At 60.4% G+C, this 15,471-nt stretch carries 13 protein-coding genes; 3 read left to right on the plus strand and 10 right to left on the minus strand.

Features of this window, described 5'->3' with window-relative positions; translation table 11 throughout:
* Positions 1 to 99: 99 nt before the first annotated feature.
* The 4 genes from BI292_RS20565 to BI292_RS20580 form a co-directional block, all read right to left on the minus strand.
* Positions 100 to 993 (minus strand): NAD-dependent epimerase/dehydratase family protein, encoded by an 894-nt coding sequence (locus BI292_RS20565; protein ID WP_101208969.1) that lies wholly within the window; start codon positions 991 to 993, stop codon positions 100 to 102.
* A 103-nt stretch (positions 994 to 1,096) separates the two neighbouring features.
* On the minus strand, positions 1,097 to 2,008 hold the full coding sequence (locus tag BI292_RS20570) for a LysR family transcriptional regulator (protein WP_101208970.1): 912 nt from the start codon (positions 2,006 to 2,008) through the stop codon (positions 1,097 to 1,099).
* 279 nt (positions 2,009 to 2,287) lie between these two features.
* Entirely contained in the window at positions 2,288 to 2,878 is a 591-nt protein-coding gene (locus tag BI292_RS20575; protein WP_092273640.1) for an NAD(P)H-dependent oxidoreductase, read from the minus strand.
* Positions 2,879 to 3,030: 152 nt separating this feature from the next.
* The gene (locus BI292_RS20580; protein ID WP_101208971.1) at positions 3,031 to 3,795 is read right to left on the minus strand and encodes a sulfite exporter TauE/SafE family protein; all 765 of its coding nucleotides are present in this window, start codon (positions 3,793 to 3,795) and stop codon (positions 3,031 to 3,033) included.
* A gap of 232 nt (positions 3,796 to 4,027) precedes the next feature.
* Between BI292_RS20580 and BI292_RS20590 the strand changes: the two genes are divergently transcribed.
* The 3 genes from BI292_RS20590 to BI292_RS20600 all read left to right on the plus strand — a co-directional run bounded on the left by BI292_RS20590 (position 4,028) and on the right by BI292_RS20600 (position 6,156).
* On the plus strand, positions 4,028 to 4,918 hold the full coding sequence (locus tag BI292_RS20590) for a LysR substrate-binding domain-containing protein (RefSeq protein WP_101208973.1): 891 nt from the start codon (positions 4,028 to 4,030) through the stop codon (positions 4,916 to 4,918).
* A gap of 55 nt (positions 4,919 to 4,973) precedes the next feature.
* Positions 4,974 to 5,549, plus strand: coding sequence for an NAD(P)H-dependent oxidoreductase (locus BI292_RS20595; RefSeq protein WP_092273649.1), 576 nt, complete (start codon positions 4,974 to 4,976; stop codon positions 5,547 to 5,549).
* 196 nt (positions 5,550 to 5,745) lie between these two features.
* Entirely contained in the window at positions 5,746 to 6,156 is a 411-nt protein-coding gene (locus BI292_RS20600; protein WP_092273652.1) for a MerR family transcriptional regulator, read from the plus strand.
* Between the two features lie 66 nt (positions 6,157 to 6,222).
* Here BI292_RS20600 and BI292_RS20605 read toward each other — a convergent pair whose 3' ends face one another.
* From BI292_RS20605 to BI292_RS20630, 6 genes are read right to left on the minus strand one after another with little or no spacing between them, the layout of a single operon-like run.
* Positions 6,223 to 8,838, minus strand: coding sequence for an RND family transporter (locus tag BI292_RS20605; protein WP_092273655.1), 2,616 nt, complete (start codon positions 8,836 to 8,838; stop codon positions 6,223 to 6,225).
* A gap of 31 nt (positions 8,839 to 8,869) precedes the next feature.
* A complete protein-coding gene (locus BI292_RS20610) occupies positions 8,870 to 9,742 on the minus strand; it encodes an outer membrane lipoprotein-sorting protein (protein WP_256592715.1) in 873 nt (290 codons plus the stop codon).
* 24 nt (positions 9,743 to 9,766) lie between these two features.
* Entirely contained in the window at positions 9,767 to 11,065 is a 1,299-nt protein-coding gene (locus BI292_RS20615; RefSeq protein WP_101208974.1) for a DUF1302 family protein, read from the minus strand.
* 2 nt (positions 11,066 to 11,067) lie between these two features.
* A complete protein-coding gene (locus tag BI292_RS20620; protein ID WP_092273661.1) occupies positions 11,068 to 11,832 on the minus strand; it encodes an SDR family NAD(P)-dependent oxidoreductase in 765 nt (254 codons plus the stop codon).
* A complete protein-coding gene (locus BI292_RS20625) occupies positions 11,829 to 12,566 on the minus strand; it encodes a 3-oxoacyl-ACP reductase family protein (RefSeq protein WP_101208975.1) in 738 nt (245 codons plus the stop codon). Before BI292_RS20625 ends, BI292_RS20620 begins: the two co-directional genes overlap by 4 nt.
* A gap of 34 nt (positions 12,567 to 12,600) precedes the next feature.
* Entirely contained in the window at positions 12,601 to 15,471 is a 2,871-nt protein-coding gene (locus tag BI292_RS20630) for an aminotransferase class III-fold pyridoxal phosphate-dependent enzyme (RefSeq protein ID WP_101208976.1), read from the minus strand.

Consider the following 15,471-nt stretch of genomic DNA (forward strand, 5'->3'; position numbering starts at 1 on the left):
TGAAGACGCCTTCGCGGGCAAGCCTCGCTCCTACAGGAATGAGGGACCCGTAGGAGCGAGGCTTGCCCGCGAAGAACGATGACGCGGTCTGAAACTAGGTCACACCATTTCGTTACGAATCCATTCAACCACCGACGTGCGTTTCGGCGCCCAGCCCAGTTGTTCGCGTGCGTGTTTGCCGCGCACGCGGCTGTTGGAGCCGAGGCCGTAGTTGGCCATTTCGTAGCCCCACTCGGCTTCGGCGTCTTTGAGTAGCCAGTCTTGCGGTGCGCCGAGTTTCAACGCCTCGGCCATGGCGGTGGTCATGTCGATGAACGACGACTCGCCGCTTTCGACGAAGTAGAAAGTGCCCGGGACGTTTTTGCTCAGCGCCAGCAGGTACAGGGCGACGACGTCTTCGATGTGCACGTTGGACCAGATGTTCTGGCCGGTGCCGACGTGGCGGACGATGCCGCTGTTGCGCGCCTGTTTGAGCAGGCGTGGCAACTGCACGCTGTCGCGTTTGACGCCGAGGCTGTGGCCATAGATCAAGGTGTTGCAGATCACCGCCGAATTCACCCCGTCCTTCGCGGCGGCGAGGATCAGGTTGTCGATGGCGACGCGGGCGGCTTTGTCGACGGTCGGTGCTGGCAGTTTGTCTTCGTAATAGATGACGTCGCTGGATTTACCGCCCGAGGCATCGCCGACGATGCTCGAACCGCTGGTGTGGAGGAATACTTTGTTGGAGCCGCGAAGGGCCTCGAGCAACGCTTCGACAGCGGCGCGATGGTCGCTGCTGGCGGCGTTGATCACCGCATCAGCGGCGTGCGCCTGTTCGGCCAGCAGAGCGCTGTCGTCCAAGGTGCCGATGATCGGGCGGATGCCGAGCGCGCTGAGTTCCTGCGCTTGTTCGGCGCTGCGCACCAGGCCGGTGACTTTATGCCCGGCCTGGACCAGACCTGTGGCGATCGAGCCGCCGATAAATCCGGCAGCGCCGGTAACAAATACGTTCATGGAGAAAATCCCTGCGTGGATAAGTGATGCAACGAGTATCAACCAGCGATCTTTGGCGAAAAATCCCCGTTGGCCCAATTCACTGTTGCGCAGGGGTCACGAATCAGCCTTTGAAGTCCGAGTTCGCGTACACCGCCAGTTTGCTCTGGATGAAGTCCAGAAAGCACTGAATGCGCAGGGCCAGTTGCGAGTTGCGGTAGTAAACAGCGTTGATCGGCTGGCGATAACCGCTGTTGAAATCGGCGAGGACTTCTTGCAGGCGCCCGGCGCGGATGTCCGCGTGGGTCATGAAGTCCGACAGGCAGGCGATGCCCTGGCCTTCGAGCGCCAGTTGGCGCACGGTTTCGCCGCTGGAGGCGTTGATCGCCGCGTTGATCGGCCAGCGGTCGCCGTGCACATGGCGCAGCGGCCATTGGTTGAGGCCATCGTTCTGGGTGAAACCGAGCAGCGCGTGTTGCGTGAGGTCAGCGACGGCGACGGGCGTGCCGTGTTGCTGCAGATACGCCGGGCTGGCGACGATGTGCAGCGGGCTGCAACCCAGCGAACGCGCGTGCAGCGTCGAGTCGGCCAGCGTGCCGATGCGAATGGCGATGTCGGTGCTTTGTTCCAGCAGGTCAATGATCAGGTCGTTGCTGTTGAGTTCGAGCTGGATGTCCGGGTAGAGCCGGCGGAACTCGTCGATGTACGGCACGATGGCGTGCAGCATGAAGGGCGACGCGGCGTTGATGCGCAGGCGCCCGGAGGGGGTTTGCTGGCGGGAATTGAGGCGTTCTTCAAGATCGTCCATTTGATCGAGAATTCGCTTGGCGTGTTCGAAGAAATACTTGCCCTCCTCCGTCAGGTCCATGCGCCGCGTGGTGCGGTTGATCAGCGTGGTGTCGAGCTTGGCTTCGAGGCGCGACAACGTGCGACTGACCGCCGAAGGCGTTTGCCCGACCTGCTCGGCGGCGGCGGAAATCGACCCGCATTCAATCACGCAGACGAAAATCTGCAATTCATCGGATCTGGCTTTCACTGAATTCCTCTTATCGATATTGCCGCGCAAACCCCTTGGAGATAAGGGGTTTACTGTGGCGAGGGGGCTTGCCCCCGTTCGACTGCGCAGCGGTCGCAAAACCTGGGCATGCGGTCTGTCAGGTACCACTGCGGCGTGAGCTTCAGGGCCGCTTCGCAGCCCAACGGGGGCAAGCCCCCTCGCCACAAAGGGCGCTTTCCACACAAGGCGCTGTGCACAAAAGGCTCTGTCCACAAAATGCTCTGGCCACAGATTGCGACTTTCGATAGTAGCTGACTGTCAGCCCTTGAGGCCAAACACCTCAGTCAAATGCGCCTCGTAGCGCTTCACATCGCCTTCGATGTCCGGGCGTTTCATCACGTCTACGCAGAGGAACGTCGGCAATCCGCTCATGCCAAGGAAGGTGTTGGCCTTGTGGAACGGGAAGTACACCGCGTCGACGCCTTTGGCTTCGAAGAAGTCGCTCGGGTCGTCGAACGCTTGCTGCGGCGCGTTCCAGGTCAGCGACAACATGTATTGCTTGCCCTGCAACAAACCGCCGCTGCCGTACTTTTGCGAGGCATCAGAACGGGTGCGGCCGTCGCTGGCGTAGAGGCTGCCGTGACCCTCGGTGAAGACTTCGTCGATGTACTTTTTCACCGTCCACGGCGCGCCCATCCACCAGCCCGGCATTTGATAAATGATCACGTCGGCCCAGACGAATTTCGCCACTTCTTCGGCGAGGTCGTAGCCCTCGTCGATGAACGTGGTTTTGACGTCCAGACCACCGCGATCCAGCACGCTCAACGCGGCTTGGTGCAGGGTCGCATTGTAGCGGCCATCGGAGTGGGCGAACTTTTTGCCGCCATTGAGCAACAGGACTTTTTTCATCGGGAGTCTCGGAAGGTTGGGAATTCAATGGCGGCAGACTAACCATCCGCCTCGCGCGGAGTAAGCGTCGAATTCACAAAAATCATTTGACCAAAACGCACGAATTAGCCTGGGATTGTTGCTGCGAACTTGCGCCGAGGGTTGGTCGGGCATTACCCGCTGATCAGCAAATGCCCGCCGAGCACGCCGAGGCCGATGAAGAACACCCGCTTGAACAGCACAGCGCTGATCCGCTGGCGCAGCCATTGCCCGAGCAACATCCCGAGCACCGCCGGGATCAGCGCCAGCAATGACGCGCTCAACTCGCCGCCACCCAGTGCGCCGCGCCAGAACAGGCCGGCGGCTAGAGCCAGGGTCGAGACGGTGAACGACAGGCCCAGCGCCTGCACCAGTTGATCCTTGTTCAGACCGAGCGCTTGCAGATACGGCACGGCCGGAATCACGAACACGCCGGTGGCGGAGGTGATGACGCCCGTCAGCACCCCGCACACCGGGCCGAGCCAGCGTTCGGTGTGGCTGCCGACGCGCAAGGTCGGCAGTAATAATCCGCTCAGCGCATAGATCAACAGCGCCGCGCCCAAACCGCGCACCACCCAATGCCCGCCGGCGATACCGAGCCAAAACGTGCCCGCGCCAGTGCCGATGAAAATCGCCAGGAGCATCGGCCACAGGCGTTTGCTCAGCCCTTGCAAGTGACCGCCGAATGCCAGTTGCCAGAGGTTGGTCAGGGTTGCCGGAATGATCAACAACGCGGCAGCCTGCGATGGCGCCATAGCCAGACCGAGCAGGCCCATGGCGATGGTCGGCAGACCGAGGCCGATCACGCCTTTGATCATGCCGGCGAGCAGGAAAGTGGCGATGACCAATAGCGAAAGGGCCAGGCCGAGGTTTTGATAGTACGAAACGAGTGTGTTCATGCGGCTATCGTGCGCGCGGCTGGCCGGGTTGAAAATGCGCCATATACTGAGCTTGCCTCTTGATTGGACTGAGGCTGATGATGCCTTCGCGGGCAAGCCTCGCTCCTACCGGGTCTGTGAACACCGGGCCACTCCTGTAGGAGCGAGGCTTGCCCGCGAAGAGGCCCGCCGGATCAACGCAAAAATGATCGTTCCCACGCAGCGGGAACGAGCGCCAACAGAAGATAAAACCATGCACTTCGACCTGACCGACCTGCGCCTCTACCTGAACATTCTCGACACCGGCAACATCACCGCCGGCGCCGCCCGCAGCCATTTATCCCTCGCTGCCGCCAGCGCACGCATCCGCGCAATGGAAGCGTCGCTGGGCATTGAATTCCTCCAACGCAATCGCCGTGGCGTCACCCCCACGCCGGCCGGCAAAGCCCTTGCGCAACACGCCAGAACGCTGCTGCAACAGGCCGAGCGCATGCAACAGGATCTGGCCGAATACGCCAACGGCGTCAAAGGTCAGGTACGCCTGTTGTGCAACACCACTGCCATCACCGAATACCTGCCCGAACTGCTCGCCGACTTCCTGCGCAACCACCGCAACCTCGACATTGATTTGCAGGAATTACCCAGCGCGCGCATCACCCATGCCTTGCGCCAAGGCGCGGCGGACTTGGGCATTGTCTCCGACGCCGTCGACACTGAAGGCCTGCAGACCCGAGCGTTTCGCGACGATCCGCTGGTGCTGATCCTGCCGCCCGGCCATCCCCTCGGCGAACAAGCATCACCCACCTTCGCCGACACGTTGAAGCATGACTACGTCGCGCTCGGCGCCAACAGCGCGCTGGCCATTCACCTTGAAGAACAGGCGTTGCACATCGGCCAGCGCATGCAAATCCGCATTCGTGCCGATGGCTTCGACGGCGTCATGCGCATGGTCACTCGCGGTGCCGGGCTGGCCATCGTCCCGCGCATCGCCGTCGAACGTTGGCAGGCGCGGCAGCCGCTGGTCAGCCGAGCGCTGGGCGAAGACTGGGCCAACCGCTCGCTGAAACTCTGCGCCCGCGACTTCGCCACCCTGCCCGCTTACGCCCGCGCCTTGCTGCAGGCATTGAGTCCGACAACGCCTTGACTCTACCGCTAGGGGCAGACTCTATGCTGCCGGCTTCATTTCGGGAGTACATGCGATGAGCAAACGAATGCTCGTGATTCTGGGTCACCCCTCCACCGACAGTTTCTGCGGGGCGCTGAGCGATACCTACGTCCAGGCCGCCAAAACCGCCGGACATGACGTGCGCTTGCTGCGCCTCGACGCGCTGGATTTCGACCCGGTACTGCACGAGGGTTACCGCGTCATCCAGCCGCTGGAGCCGGACCTGCTGCAAGCCCAGGCCGACATCCTGTGGGCCGAACACCTGACGTTCGTTTATCCGATCTGGTGGGGCGGTATTCCAGCGTTGATGAAGGGCTTTCTCGATCGGATTTTCCTCCCCGGTTTCGCCTTCAAGTACCGCGAAGGCAAAGCGTTCCCCGACAAACTGCTCAAGGGCCGCACCGCGCATTTGCTGGTGACCATGGACACGCCGCCCTGGTACTACAAATGGATTTACCGCATGCCGGGCCTGCACCAGATGCGCAAAACCACCTTGGAGTTTTGCGGGATCAAACCGCTGAAGACCCTGACGTTCGGGCCGATCCTCGGCTCGAAGTCGACTCAGCGCGACGCCTGGCTCGAACAGGCGCGGGTCACTGCCGGCAGCTGATTCACCTCGCTATGCGCTGACGGCGCGCCGACGCCGTCAGCCTCGCTCCCGTCCCCTGCAAAGCGGTCGTTCGTCGGCTGTGCGCGTCATTTGATCGGCGCTGCAACTTTTGCCATTTATCCCCTATATTATTCCCCCCTGTCAGGCATGAGGCCTGACAGCGCTACGCCCTGTTTGATCATCGAGACGGACCTTTATGTATATCGGCAAAGCCGCCCAGCTATCGGGCACCACAGTCAAAAGCATTCGCCACTACGAAGAAATCGGCCTGTTGCCCGAGCCCAAGCGCGAAGGCAAATACCGCATCTACAGCCAACAGAGCGTCGAAGTGCTGACGTTCATCAAGTGCGCCCAGCAACTGGGTTTCAAGCTCAAAGAGCTGCAAGTGATGCTGAACAAGTACGACGGCGAAGCATTCCCGTGGGACATGGCGCAAAAAGCCATCGACGAAAAAAAGGCCGAACTGGTGTCCCAGATCGGCGCTTTGCAGCAATTGCACGATGGCCTCGAAGCGTTTGAAAGCAGCCTCAACGACGCTCGGGAAGAATGCCAGTTCGAGCGCATCGCCCGTTACGGCAAAAAAAATCCGGTTACCACGCTGAACTGAGCACGTTGCTGCGCCGGGCGAGCGTGCCCGCAAATCCCGAGGGCAATTGCGGACACGTTCGTCGGTTCAGCTCAGCGCATGTTCACCCACCACAGGTGTGCGTTCGGGCGTGTGCGCGACCGGCACAATCGCCGCGAAAAACCACGGCGACACCAGCGTCACCAGCAGAATGGTCATGACCCCGCTGGAGAACAGCGCCATCGCCACCAGCGCGCCCAGATCGACAATCGGTTTGAAGTCGGAAAACAGCAGCGCCATGAAGCCCACCGAGAAAATCACCACGTTGACCACCGTCGAGCGGCCCACGGTGTGCATCGCCTGCAAGATTGCCGCGTCGATGTGCACCCCTTGCTGCACCAGCAGTTTGATCCGCGACAGCAAATGCACCGCGTAATCGACCACGCCAACCACCAGGAAAGTCACCAGCGTGGTGCCGATATTCAGCTCGATGCCGAACAGGAACATGAAACCGTACACCGTCACCGACGTGGTCAGCAGCGTGAGCATGCCGAGCACACCCAGACGCACCGACTTCAGCCAATACATCATCATCAGCGTGACCACGATCAGCGCCAGGGAAAAACTCAAAACCTGCCCTTGAGTGATTTCCTGCAACACCCCGGTCCATATCAACGGCGTGCCCGCGTGCGTCACTTCGAGGTTGGCCGGTTTGTTCACCAACAGCCAGGCGTCCAGCCGATCGAGCATGTTCTGGTAATCGCTGGCCACCGATGAGGTCATGGTGTACAGCGTCAGCGCCTTGGAATAGTCGGCGTTGAGCACGTTGTTCAGGTCTGAACCGCCGCCGTTTTCAAAGAGCATGACGTGTTGCTCGATCAGCGAATTGCCCGGCACCTCGAAGCGCTCGGTTTGCCCTTCGTCATTGACCGCCGTGACCTGCTCCAGTGCTTGCGGCACGCGCAGGTAATCAGGATTCATGTCGTTGAGCACCAGGTTCATGCGCTTGACGTAAGTGGCCAGCGAGTAGCCGTAACTGACGTGCGGTTGCTGCTTGATGAACTGGTCGAGCTTGTCGATGAACTGCACCACTTCGGTGGTCAGTACGCCGCGCGGCTCCTTGCTGTCGATGGCGATCCAGCCCGGCGCCGTGCCTGCTACCCCGGCGTGGTTGATGTATTGGTCGGAGACGCGGATATGGCTTTCGCTCTTGAAATACGCGATGCCCGAATCCTCGATATCGACGCGAAAGGTGAACACCGTCATCAGCGCCAGCAGCGGCAACGCCACCCACAAAATCGGTTTGCGCCACTGAATCAGCCGCGCGCAAAACGCGACCAGGTAGCGCGAAATGATCGACTCCTTGTGCACCGCCGCCAGGGTTTTCGGCGTCTGGTCCTTGCCCCAGATCGAGATCCACGCCGGAATCAGCAACAGCGAAATAATCAGCGCAGCGGTGAGGCCAATCGACATGAACACGCCGAAGTTGCGGATGCTGACAATGTTGTTGGTGGTGGAAATCATGAACGTGGCAATGGTCGTCACGGTCGTCAACACCACCGGCACCACCATCAAGCGCTGGGTTTGCCGATTGGCCTCGCGGTTACTTTTGCCGGCGTTTTTCTGCTCGTAATACTCGGCCATCACATGGATCGCGTCCGAACAGCAAATGGTGAACAGGAACACCGGCAGCACGCTGGTCAACAGGTCGAACGGCACCCGCAGCAGGCCCATCAATCCCAGCGTCCAAATGGTGCAGAAGAGAATATTGAACAGCGGCAGCAGCACGCCCAGGGGTTTGCGGAAGAAGAAAATCAACAGCACGGTGATCAGCAGAAAGACAATCGGAAACAGCACCGCCAAGTCGTGGTCGATGATCTCTTGCTGGGCGGCGATGAAAATCGGCATCCCGGCAATGAAAATCTCATCGGTGAATTCGGGGTGCGCAGCCTGATAATCGGCAACGATGCCGCGCACGATCTGATAAGCACGTAATTGCGCCTGGGCATCGTCCTGCTTGGTGCCCAGTTCTGCGACCAGCATCGCGACTTTCTTGTCCTTCGATACCACGCCGTCGACCATCAGCTCGTTGCCCATGATCTGCGATTCGACCAACGCCGGGTCCATGTCGTAGGCGTTCAAGGTCTTGTGAATCAGCAGCTCGCCATCGTTGGTCAGGACGATGTTTTCCAGGTCGCCCATCGACGCCATTTCGCGGATCGGGTTGATCCGCTCGGCCAGAAACGTCAGGAACAATTGGTCGTAACTGTCCCAGTTTTGTTCCTTGGCGTAATCACGCAGCGCTTTGGCCTGGGCGTAGTCGTTCTGGGAAAACCCGCCTTCGAGAATGTCCCGGGTCAGCAACTGCGCCCGGCTGTCGTCGGGATGTTTGGCGACGATTTGTGCCAGTTGTTCCTTGTCGGCGTCGTTGGCCAGAATCATCTTGCGCACCGACTGCGACAGGGCAAAAAGCGCATTGAGGGTCGGCTTGTTGAACACCGTTTGCGGGTTGTTGATCGCGACCATCACCGAGTCGAAAGTACCGGTGAATTCGCCTTGCAGGTCGATGATGGTTTTGCGCGCCGGATGGCTTTCCTTGAGCAGGTACGGGTTGGTGTCGGAGATCAGTGAGCCCAGCGTATAAGTGAAATACGCGGTGATCGCCACCAGCAGGAAAACGATCGCCCGCGCATAGCGCTCGACGAAGTTCAGGTATCTTTCCATGAGCATGCGTTCCAGTCGTCGGGGTCAGCGCTTAGCGGGCGGACACGGCAAATTCCGGCACGTCGCCGGTTTTCAGCCCGCGCTTGATGGCGGTCTGGGTGAACAAGCGGTCTTCCAGTTGCACGTTGTATTGCAGGTGGTTGAAGCGCATTTCCGAGCGTGTGCCGTCGATGTAATGCTCGGTTTCGCTGAGCACGATGCTGTCGATCGAGTCGATGGTCTCGACTTTCTGTGTGCGCATTTGCTTGACCAGCACACCTTTGACGTCGAAGAAGTCCTGACGCATGACCAGGAAATTCTGCTTGTCGATCCACACTTTCAGTTTGTTGTAACCGGTCTTGGCCAGCACTTCGGGCGAGGCCGGTTCACGTTCGATCACGTAGCAGTCGCGGCCCTTGACCGACTCTTCGCCAAGCAGTTTTTGCGTGTAATCCTTGACCCGGATCTTGTCGAGGTCGGCGTAGGAATACTCGCTGCCCATGAACGAACCGCGCTTGTCAGTCGTGGAAATGCGTCGCGTCTGACGGCTGACCGGCAGATACATCCACTGGCTGTCTTCCAGGCCCAGGGTTTCGTGCGGGTTTTCAATGTGGAACGCCACGTCGCGCACATCCGTCGGCGCGGAGAAATACATGCTGAATTTGTCGCTGTCCGGGTAATCCTTTTGCAGGTAGGTGAACTCGCGCACGCGAGTATTGCCCTTCTTGTCGTGGAGGATCAGCGACACCTGGGACATGAAACTCGTGCCGTCATTACGGTCGCGCACCTGGCTGAGGATCTCGTCGGCATTCTTGCCGTCGGCGGCGTGAGCGACAGCGGCGCAAGCACCGCTCAAGATCAGCGCGGCGGTCAGATTTTTAAACATCAGCTTTTTAAACGTCTGCTTTTCAAAGATTGGCAACATGGAAAATTCCTTTTTGATCATGGGTTAAAACAGGTAGCCGGCGGACAGTCGCACTTGGTCGCGGTTGTTGTACTCGCCGAAAGTTTTGTCGGATTTGCCGACGAACACGTCCACTTCCAGCCCGAGCTTGATCCAGTCCACCGGTTTGTAAGTGAAGATGCCTTGCAGCAGCGCGTCGTCCTTGAACGGTGGCGACGCGGCGACCACCAGACGGCTTTTCAAGCGGTCCTGCCAATGCGTGCCCTCGGCGGACAAAGTGAACAGATTTTCGCGCTCGTCCTGGACCATGCCGTCCTGCCAGTCGAGCAATTGCTGGTGCTGCCATTGCGCGGAAATCAGCCAGTCGCGCAGCAGGTAATCGACGCCCAGAAGCGACTTGACCATCGAGGTGCTGTCGGCGCCGTAAGCGCGGGTCGGGTTGGTCACGCGCCAGTTGTCGAACCAGGCGATTTCGCTGCGCACGACAATGCTGTGGCCGGCATCGATCGCCAGCCCCGCGCCGCCCATGGTGTAGCGCGCAAATTGCCGTTCGAGGCGCGTGCGTCCATCCTCGGCCAAGCCTTCGACGGCATACACCGGGTCTTGCTGGCGCGCATTCAGCGCGACAAAACTGGTGTCCACCGAACCGATCCGGCCGTTGGCGCTCAGGCCATAAGCGAACCCCTTGTCGCCGTCGTAATCGGGCTTGGAGTCGAGCAGAAAATACTGCGGGTCAGGCCTGGCAAACAGCGGCGCATCGAACTCGCTGCCGGCCACCGGTGCCTGGTTTTTGACAAAATCGGTGATCCACAACGCCTCCAGTTCCCACTCACCGACCGGTTGCGCATACCGCACCATGGGCACGGCAATGCGGCTGTCTTCGAGCAGCGGCGTAACGCCGTCGCGATAATCCAGCGGGTTGACCTGATCGAGCACCCGCAACTCATCGGCCCGGCCCCAGACCACTTGCTGCCAACCGACCGTGACCTCGCCGTCACCGACCGACTGGCCCCAATACAAATGCCGCCAGTCGGCGTCGAAACGGTACTTGTCGCGCGCCCGTTCGCTGTACGGATTGTTGCCATCGTAGCGGGCGTCGTAACGCACGCGACCCTTGGCCTTGTAGTAACCGCCGTCCCAGTTGCCTTCCAGGTTGGCCTTGAAATACACGGCTTTCTGAGTGATCTGGTCATCGCCGTGCAACCGCAATGCGCTGGCCACGCCGACTTCGGCATCGGCGTAATTGGGCTTCAAATCCTCGATGCTCAACGCCGCCGACGCCGGTTGCGCAGCAATGCACGCCAGCGCCGCCCACGCGGCGCAGCTGATAGGTGATCCGGTCATGGCTACATTCCCAACCCGACACCGCCATCGATCACCAGACTCTGCGCCGTCACCCCGCCCGCCTCCGGGCTGGCGAGGTAACGCACCATCGCCGCGACTTCTTCACTCTGAATGAAGCGGCGCATCGGCAATTTCTTCTTCGCGTTACGCAGGATCTGTTCCTGGGTCAGCCCGGCAATCGCCGCTTGCGCGGCCAGCTCACCTTGCAGCATCGGCGTGTCGATCCACGCCGGGAGAATCGCGTTGACCGTGATCTGCCGTGGCGCCAGGTCCATCGCCAAGGCTTTGGTCATGCCGACGATGCCGTGTTTGGACGCGCAATATGCGCTGTTGCGCACCTTGCCGGCGCGCCCGAGGATCGACGACATGTTGATGATCCGCCCACGATCCGGCATCAGCGGCAGGCACAACGAAGTCACGTAAAACGTGCCGTTGAGGTTGACCGAAATCACCTTGTGCCAGTTGTGCAAATCCTCCGGTTCGTTCTCGTTGCAGATGCCGGCGCTGTTCACCAGCACATCGACGTATTGCACCTGTTGGCCGAGGTTTTTGAAAAACGCCTCCATGCTCGCCAGGTCGGCAATGTTCGCCGCATGGGTTTCGACCTGGGCTTTGATTTGCCCTTGCTGCTCGTCCACCCAGCGCTGCAATTCCGGCAGATCCAAGTCGAGCAGAATCAACCGGTGATCGGCGTCGCTGGCAAAGTTTTCCGCGACGGCGCGGCCGATGCCTTTGGCGGCACCGGTGATCAGAATGGTGCGGGTCATGGCATTTTCAACCCGCCGTTGACCGGCAAGACCTCGCCGGTCAGGTACAAACCACGATCGGCGATGTACAGCACCGCTTCGGCGATTTCCTGCGGTTCGGCGTAACGCTTGATCAGCAATCGCGCCTGGATTTCCTGCTCCTGAGTGCCGATCAGCGCGGTGCTCATTTCAGTGTTGACGATGCCCGGCGCCACCGCGTTGACGCGGATGTTGCGCGGCGCCAATTCCACCGCCAGCGCGCGGGTCAGCGCTTCGACGCCACCCTTGGCGGCGGCATAGTTGCTTTGGCCCTTGCCGGGTTTTTGCGCGGCCACCGAGCTGATGTTGACGATGCAACCGCTGCGCTGGCGCAGCATGCCCGGCACCACCTGCTGGCAGCACAAAAGCGTGCCGATCAGGTTGGTCTGGATCACCTCGACGATGTCGCGTTCCGGCATCGTTGCAAGCAAGCCGTCACGGGTAATCCCGGCGTTGTTGACCAGCACGTCGATGCGCTCGAAATGCGCCTCGACGCGCTGGAAAAAGCCCTTGATGCTGTCGCCGCTGCTGACGTCGCATTGCAACGCCAGGCAATCCAGACCCAACGCCTGCACCTCTTCGCGCAGGGACATCGCCGCCACTTCATCGCGCACATAACTGAACGCGACCTGATAACCGGCGCCCGCCAACGCCAGGACAATCGCCCGGCCGATGCCGCGACTGCCGCCGGTCACCACTGCTACTTTATTCGGCATGACCATTCCTTAAAGAGAGTTGTTTAAGATTTTTTCAAAGGGAATTGTTGGTCTTGAACTGCGCGAGGCTGAAGCCGTGGGTCGCCGCCAGTGCGCGAATCTGCTGCACCTGTTCGCGGCTGATATCGCCGTAGGAGTAATGCTGTTTCATTCCCGACAACCCCATCAGCACCGACTCGGCCATGCACGCGTACAACTGACCTTGCTTGAGGTAGGCGCGCACGTTCGGCGCCAGGCCATCGCCGAGCGGCGTCTGGACGATCCCGCCGTGCATGTACAGCACGTCCGGGCGCTGGCTCGAGAGGTTTTGATCGACGTTCAACGGCACCGCGATGTCGCAGATCACGCTGTTTTCGGCAAAGTGTTCGGCGCCGAGAAACGGCTGCGGCGCGTTCGCCGCACACAGCACGATGCGCGCCTGCTTCAACACATCGAGGTCGTTGCTGACGGTAATGAAGGCGTTCGCGCCAAGGCGCTCTTCGACCAGGCGCATCACCCGCTGACCGAGGTCGGCGGCGTTGCCATGCGTCTGCAACAACGCGTCGATGCCTTCAAGTTTGTGCAAGCGGCTGGCGAGCCGGTCATGCTCGGCAACACCCTTGAGAATCGCCCGCGCCGCTTCGGCGTAGATCAAATGCGCGGTCTTCTCCAGACGCCGCAGGGAACCGTCACGACCGCTGCCGATGAGGATCAGGTGCTCGACTTCGACCGAGAGCAACGAGGCATAAGTCGAAGCAATGTTGCCGGCCGCACCGACCACCGCCGCCGTCTGCGCGCGCAGTTCCAGGCCTTGTTGTTTGCAGCCCTGCTCGATGGCTTCGAGGCCCATGCCGATGGTCAGCGCGTTGCCCGACGTCAGCGCCATGTCGGGAATCTTCAGCGCCTGGCAATTGTTGGTGACGATCGAGGTGTACATGCCCAGCCCGGCAACGCTGTAGCCGTCGGCGCGGGCATCACGGATGCGATGGGCGATTTCGTCGCGGATCTTTTCCAGGTCACCGCTGGCGATGTATTCGGCCATCGCGTCGGAGTCCATGCACAACGGGTACAAGGTGAATTCCACCGCTGTGCCGAGTTTCGAACGAATCAGCGCCGGGCCGATGGGCGCCGCGCGTCGCTCCGGGGCCATGCGTTTGATGAACTCGCGTTTCTGCTCGGCGCTGAGGGTCGAAAGCGACGGGTCGACATCACTGAGCATGTCCGCGTCGATCAGGTGATTGATGAACGCCACGCGCGCCACCACGCGCACGTTTTCGTCAGGCTTTGGGAGGTTTTCAGTCGCCTCGAAACTGACCTCGCGCGCCGGCACGGCTTGGATGCTGTCGGCACAGATACCGGCCGCCAACGGGAACGCATCGCGACGCCGCAGCATGTCGCAGACTTTCTGCAACGAAGCGATCAAACCGTCGATTTCTTCGAACGTGATGCACACCGGCGGTTCGAGGCGAATCACGTTGGCGTTGCTGCCCGACGGCGCGACCCGCAGCGCCTCGAATTGCAGCAGGTAGCCGGCGATGATGTAACCCAGCGCATCGTTGTACTGCGCCGAGGTCTGCACCAGCGAACTGCTGCCGGTCAGGTCATGCAGTTCGAAACCGAGCAGCAAGCCGCGCCCGCGCACATCGGCAATCACATCCGGATAAGCGGCCTTGAGTTCGAGCAGCGATGACTTGAGGTATTCGCCTTTTTTGTTCACGTCCTTGAGCATCGCGCTGTCGTTCTCGAACAACCGGCGCAACGCTGCCAGAGCGATATGACACGAAGCATCGTCTTCGGCGAAGGTCGAACTGTGGATGTAGCTGAAATCGTTTTCGTAATGGCTGGCGCGGATTACCGTCGCGGCGATTTTCATCAGGCCGCCACCCAGCGCTTTCGACAGGCAGTAGTAATCGCCCTGCAAGTTGAAATGGCTGGCGCCGAGCAAGGTGCCGGTGCGGCCAAAACCCGATTGCACTTCGTCGATGATCAGCGGGCATTGCTGCTCGTTGCACAAGCGCCGCAGCCCCAGATAGAACTCGTTGGCGAACTCATTGATGCCGCCCTCGCCCTGAATCGGCTCGACCAGCACAGCGGTGATTGCACTGAACGCTTCACGGCGCACCTGCAAGGTTTCGCCGCTCCAGGCGAGGCTCAACCAATGCCGCGTGTGACGCGCCGGCAGGTCGTGCAGTTGCTGCGGTTGTTGCGGGTCGATGAACTCGACGTTGAGGCCAAAACGGGCAAACGGCTGACGGTATTGTTTGCCGTAAGTCAGCTGCACGGTGTTGACCAATTTGCCGTGGAAGCTGCCGCGCAGGGCGACGAAAACCGGTTCGACGTGCAACTGCGCGAGGTTGTGTTGACGGACCGCTTCCACCACTTGGCGCACGGTCACGTAGGACAGATTGTCCGGGAGCAATCCGGCGGGCAAGTCGAGCTCGTCGCGGTCCAGTTCAACGTATGCCTTGTCGCTGGCGGTCAGGTTGGCCAAGGCGAAATCCAGTTCATCGAACTGCTTCTGCAAGGCTTTCTGCCGACGGTATTCCGCATGTTTGACGGCGATTTCCACCGACTCGGCGCCGCTGTTGGAGAAAGTCGAAATGTAGCGCTCGCTGTTGTTCAGTTCGCGATTGAACGCTTCGCTGAGTTCGCGCCCCAGTTGCCCGGCAGCGCCGCGCACCGACATCTGCGCATTGAACGGCACGTCGGCGCGCAACAGGTTGCACAGTTGATCGACAAATTGCGGGTCATTGTGGCCGTACAGCGCTGCGCCGTAGCCGCCGAGAAAATCGGTGACGGTGACTTCCGCACCGCTTTTGTCGCGGTAAAACAGCTTGCTGCCCAACGCCCGGTGGAACTGGCATTCCAGGCCCAGCGCCTGCATCAGTTCGACAAATTTTGGCCGTACGTAATCGCGGTAATCCAT

This window comes from Pseudomonas sp. 43NM1 (assembly GCF_002836905.1).
In the GTDB taxonomy this organism is placed as follows: Bacteria; Pseudomonadota; Gammaproteobacteria; order Pseudomonadales; family Pseudomonadaceae; genus Aquipseudomonas; species Aquipseudomonas prosekii.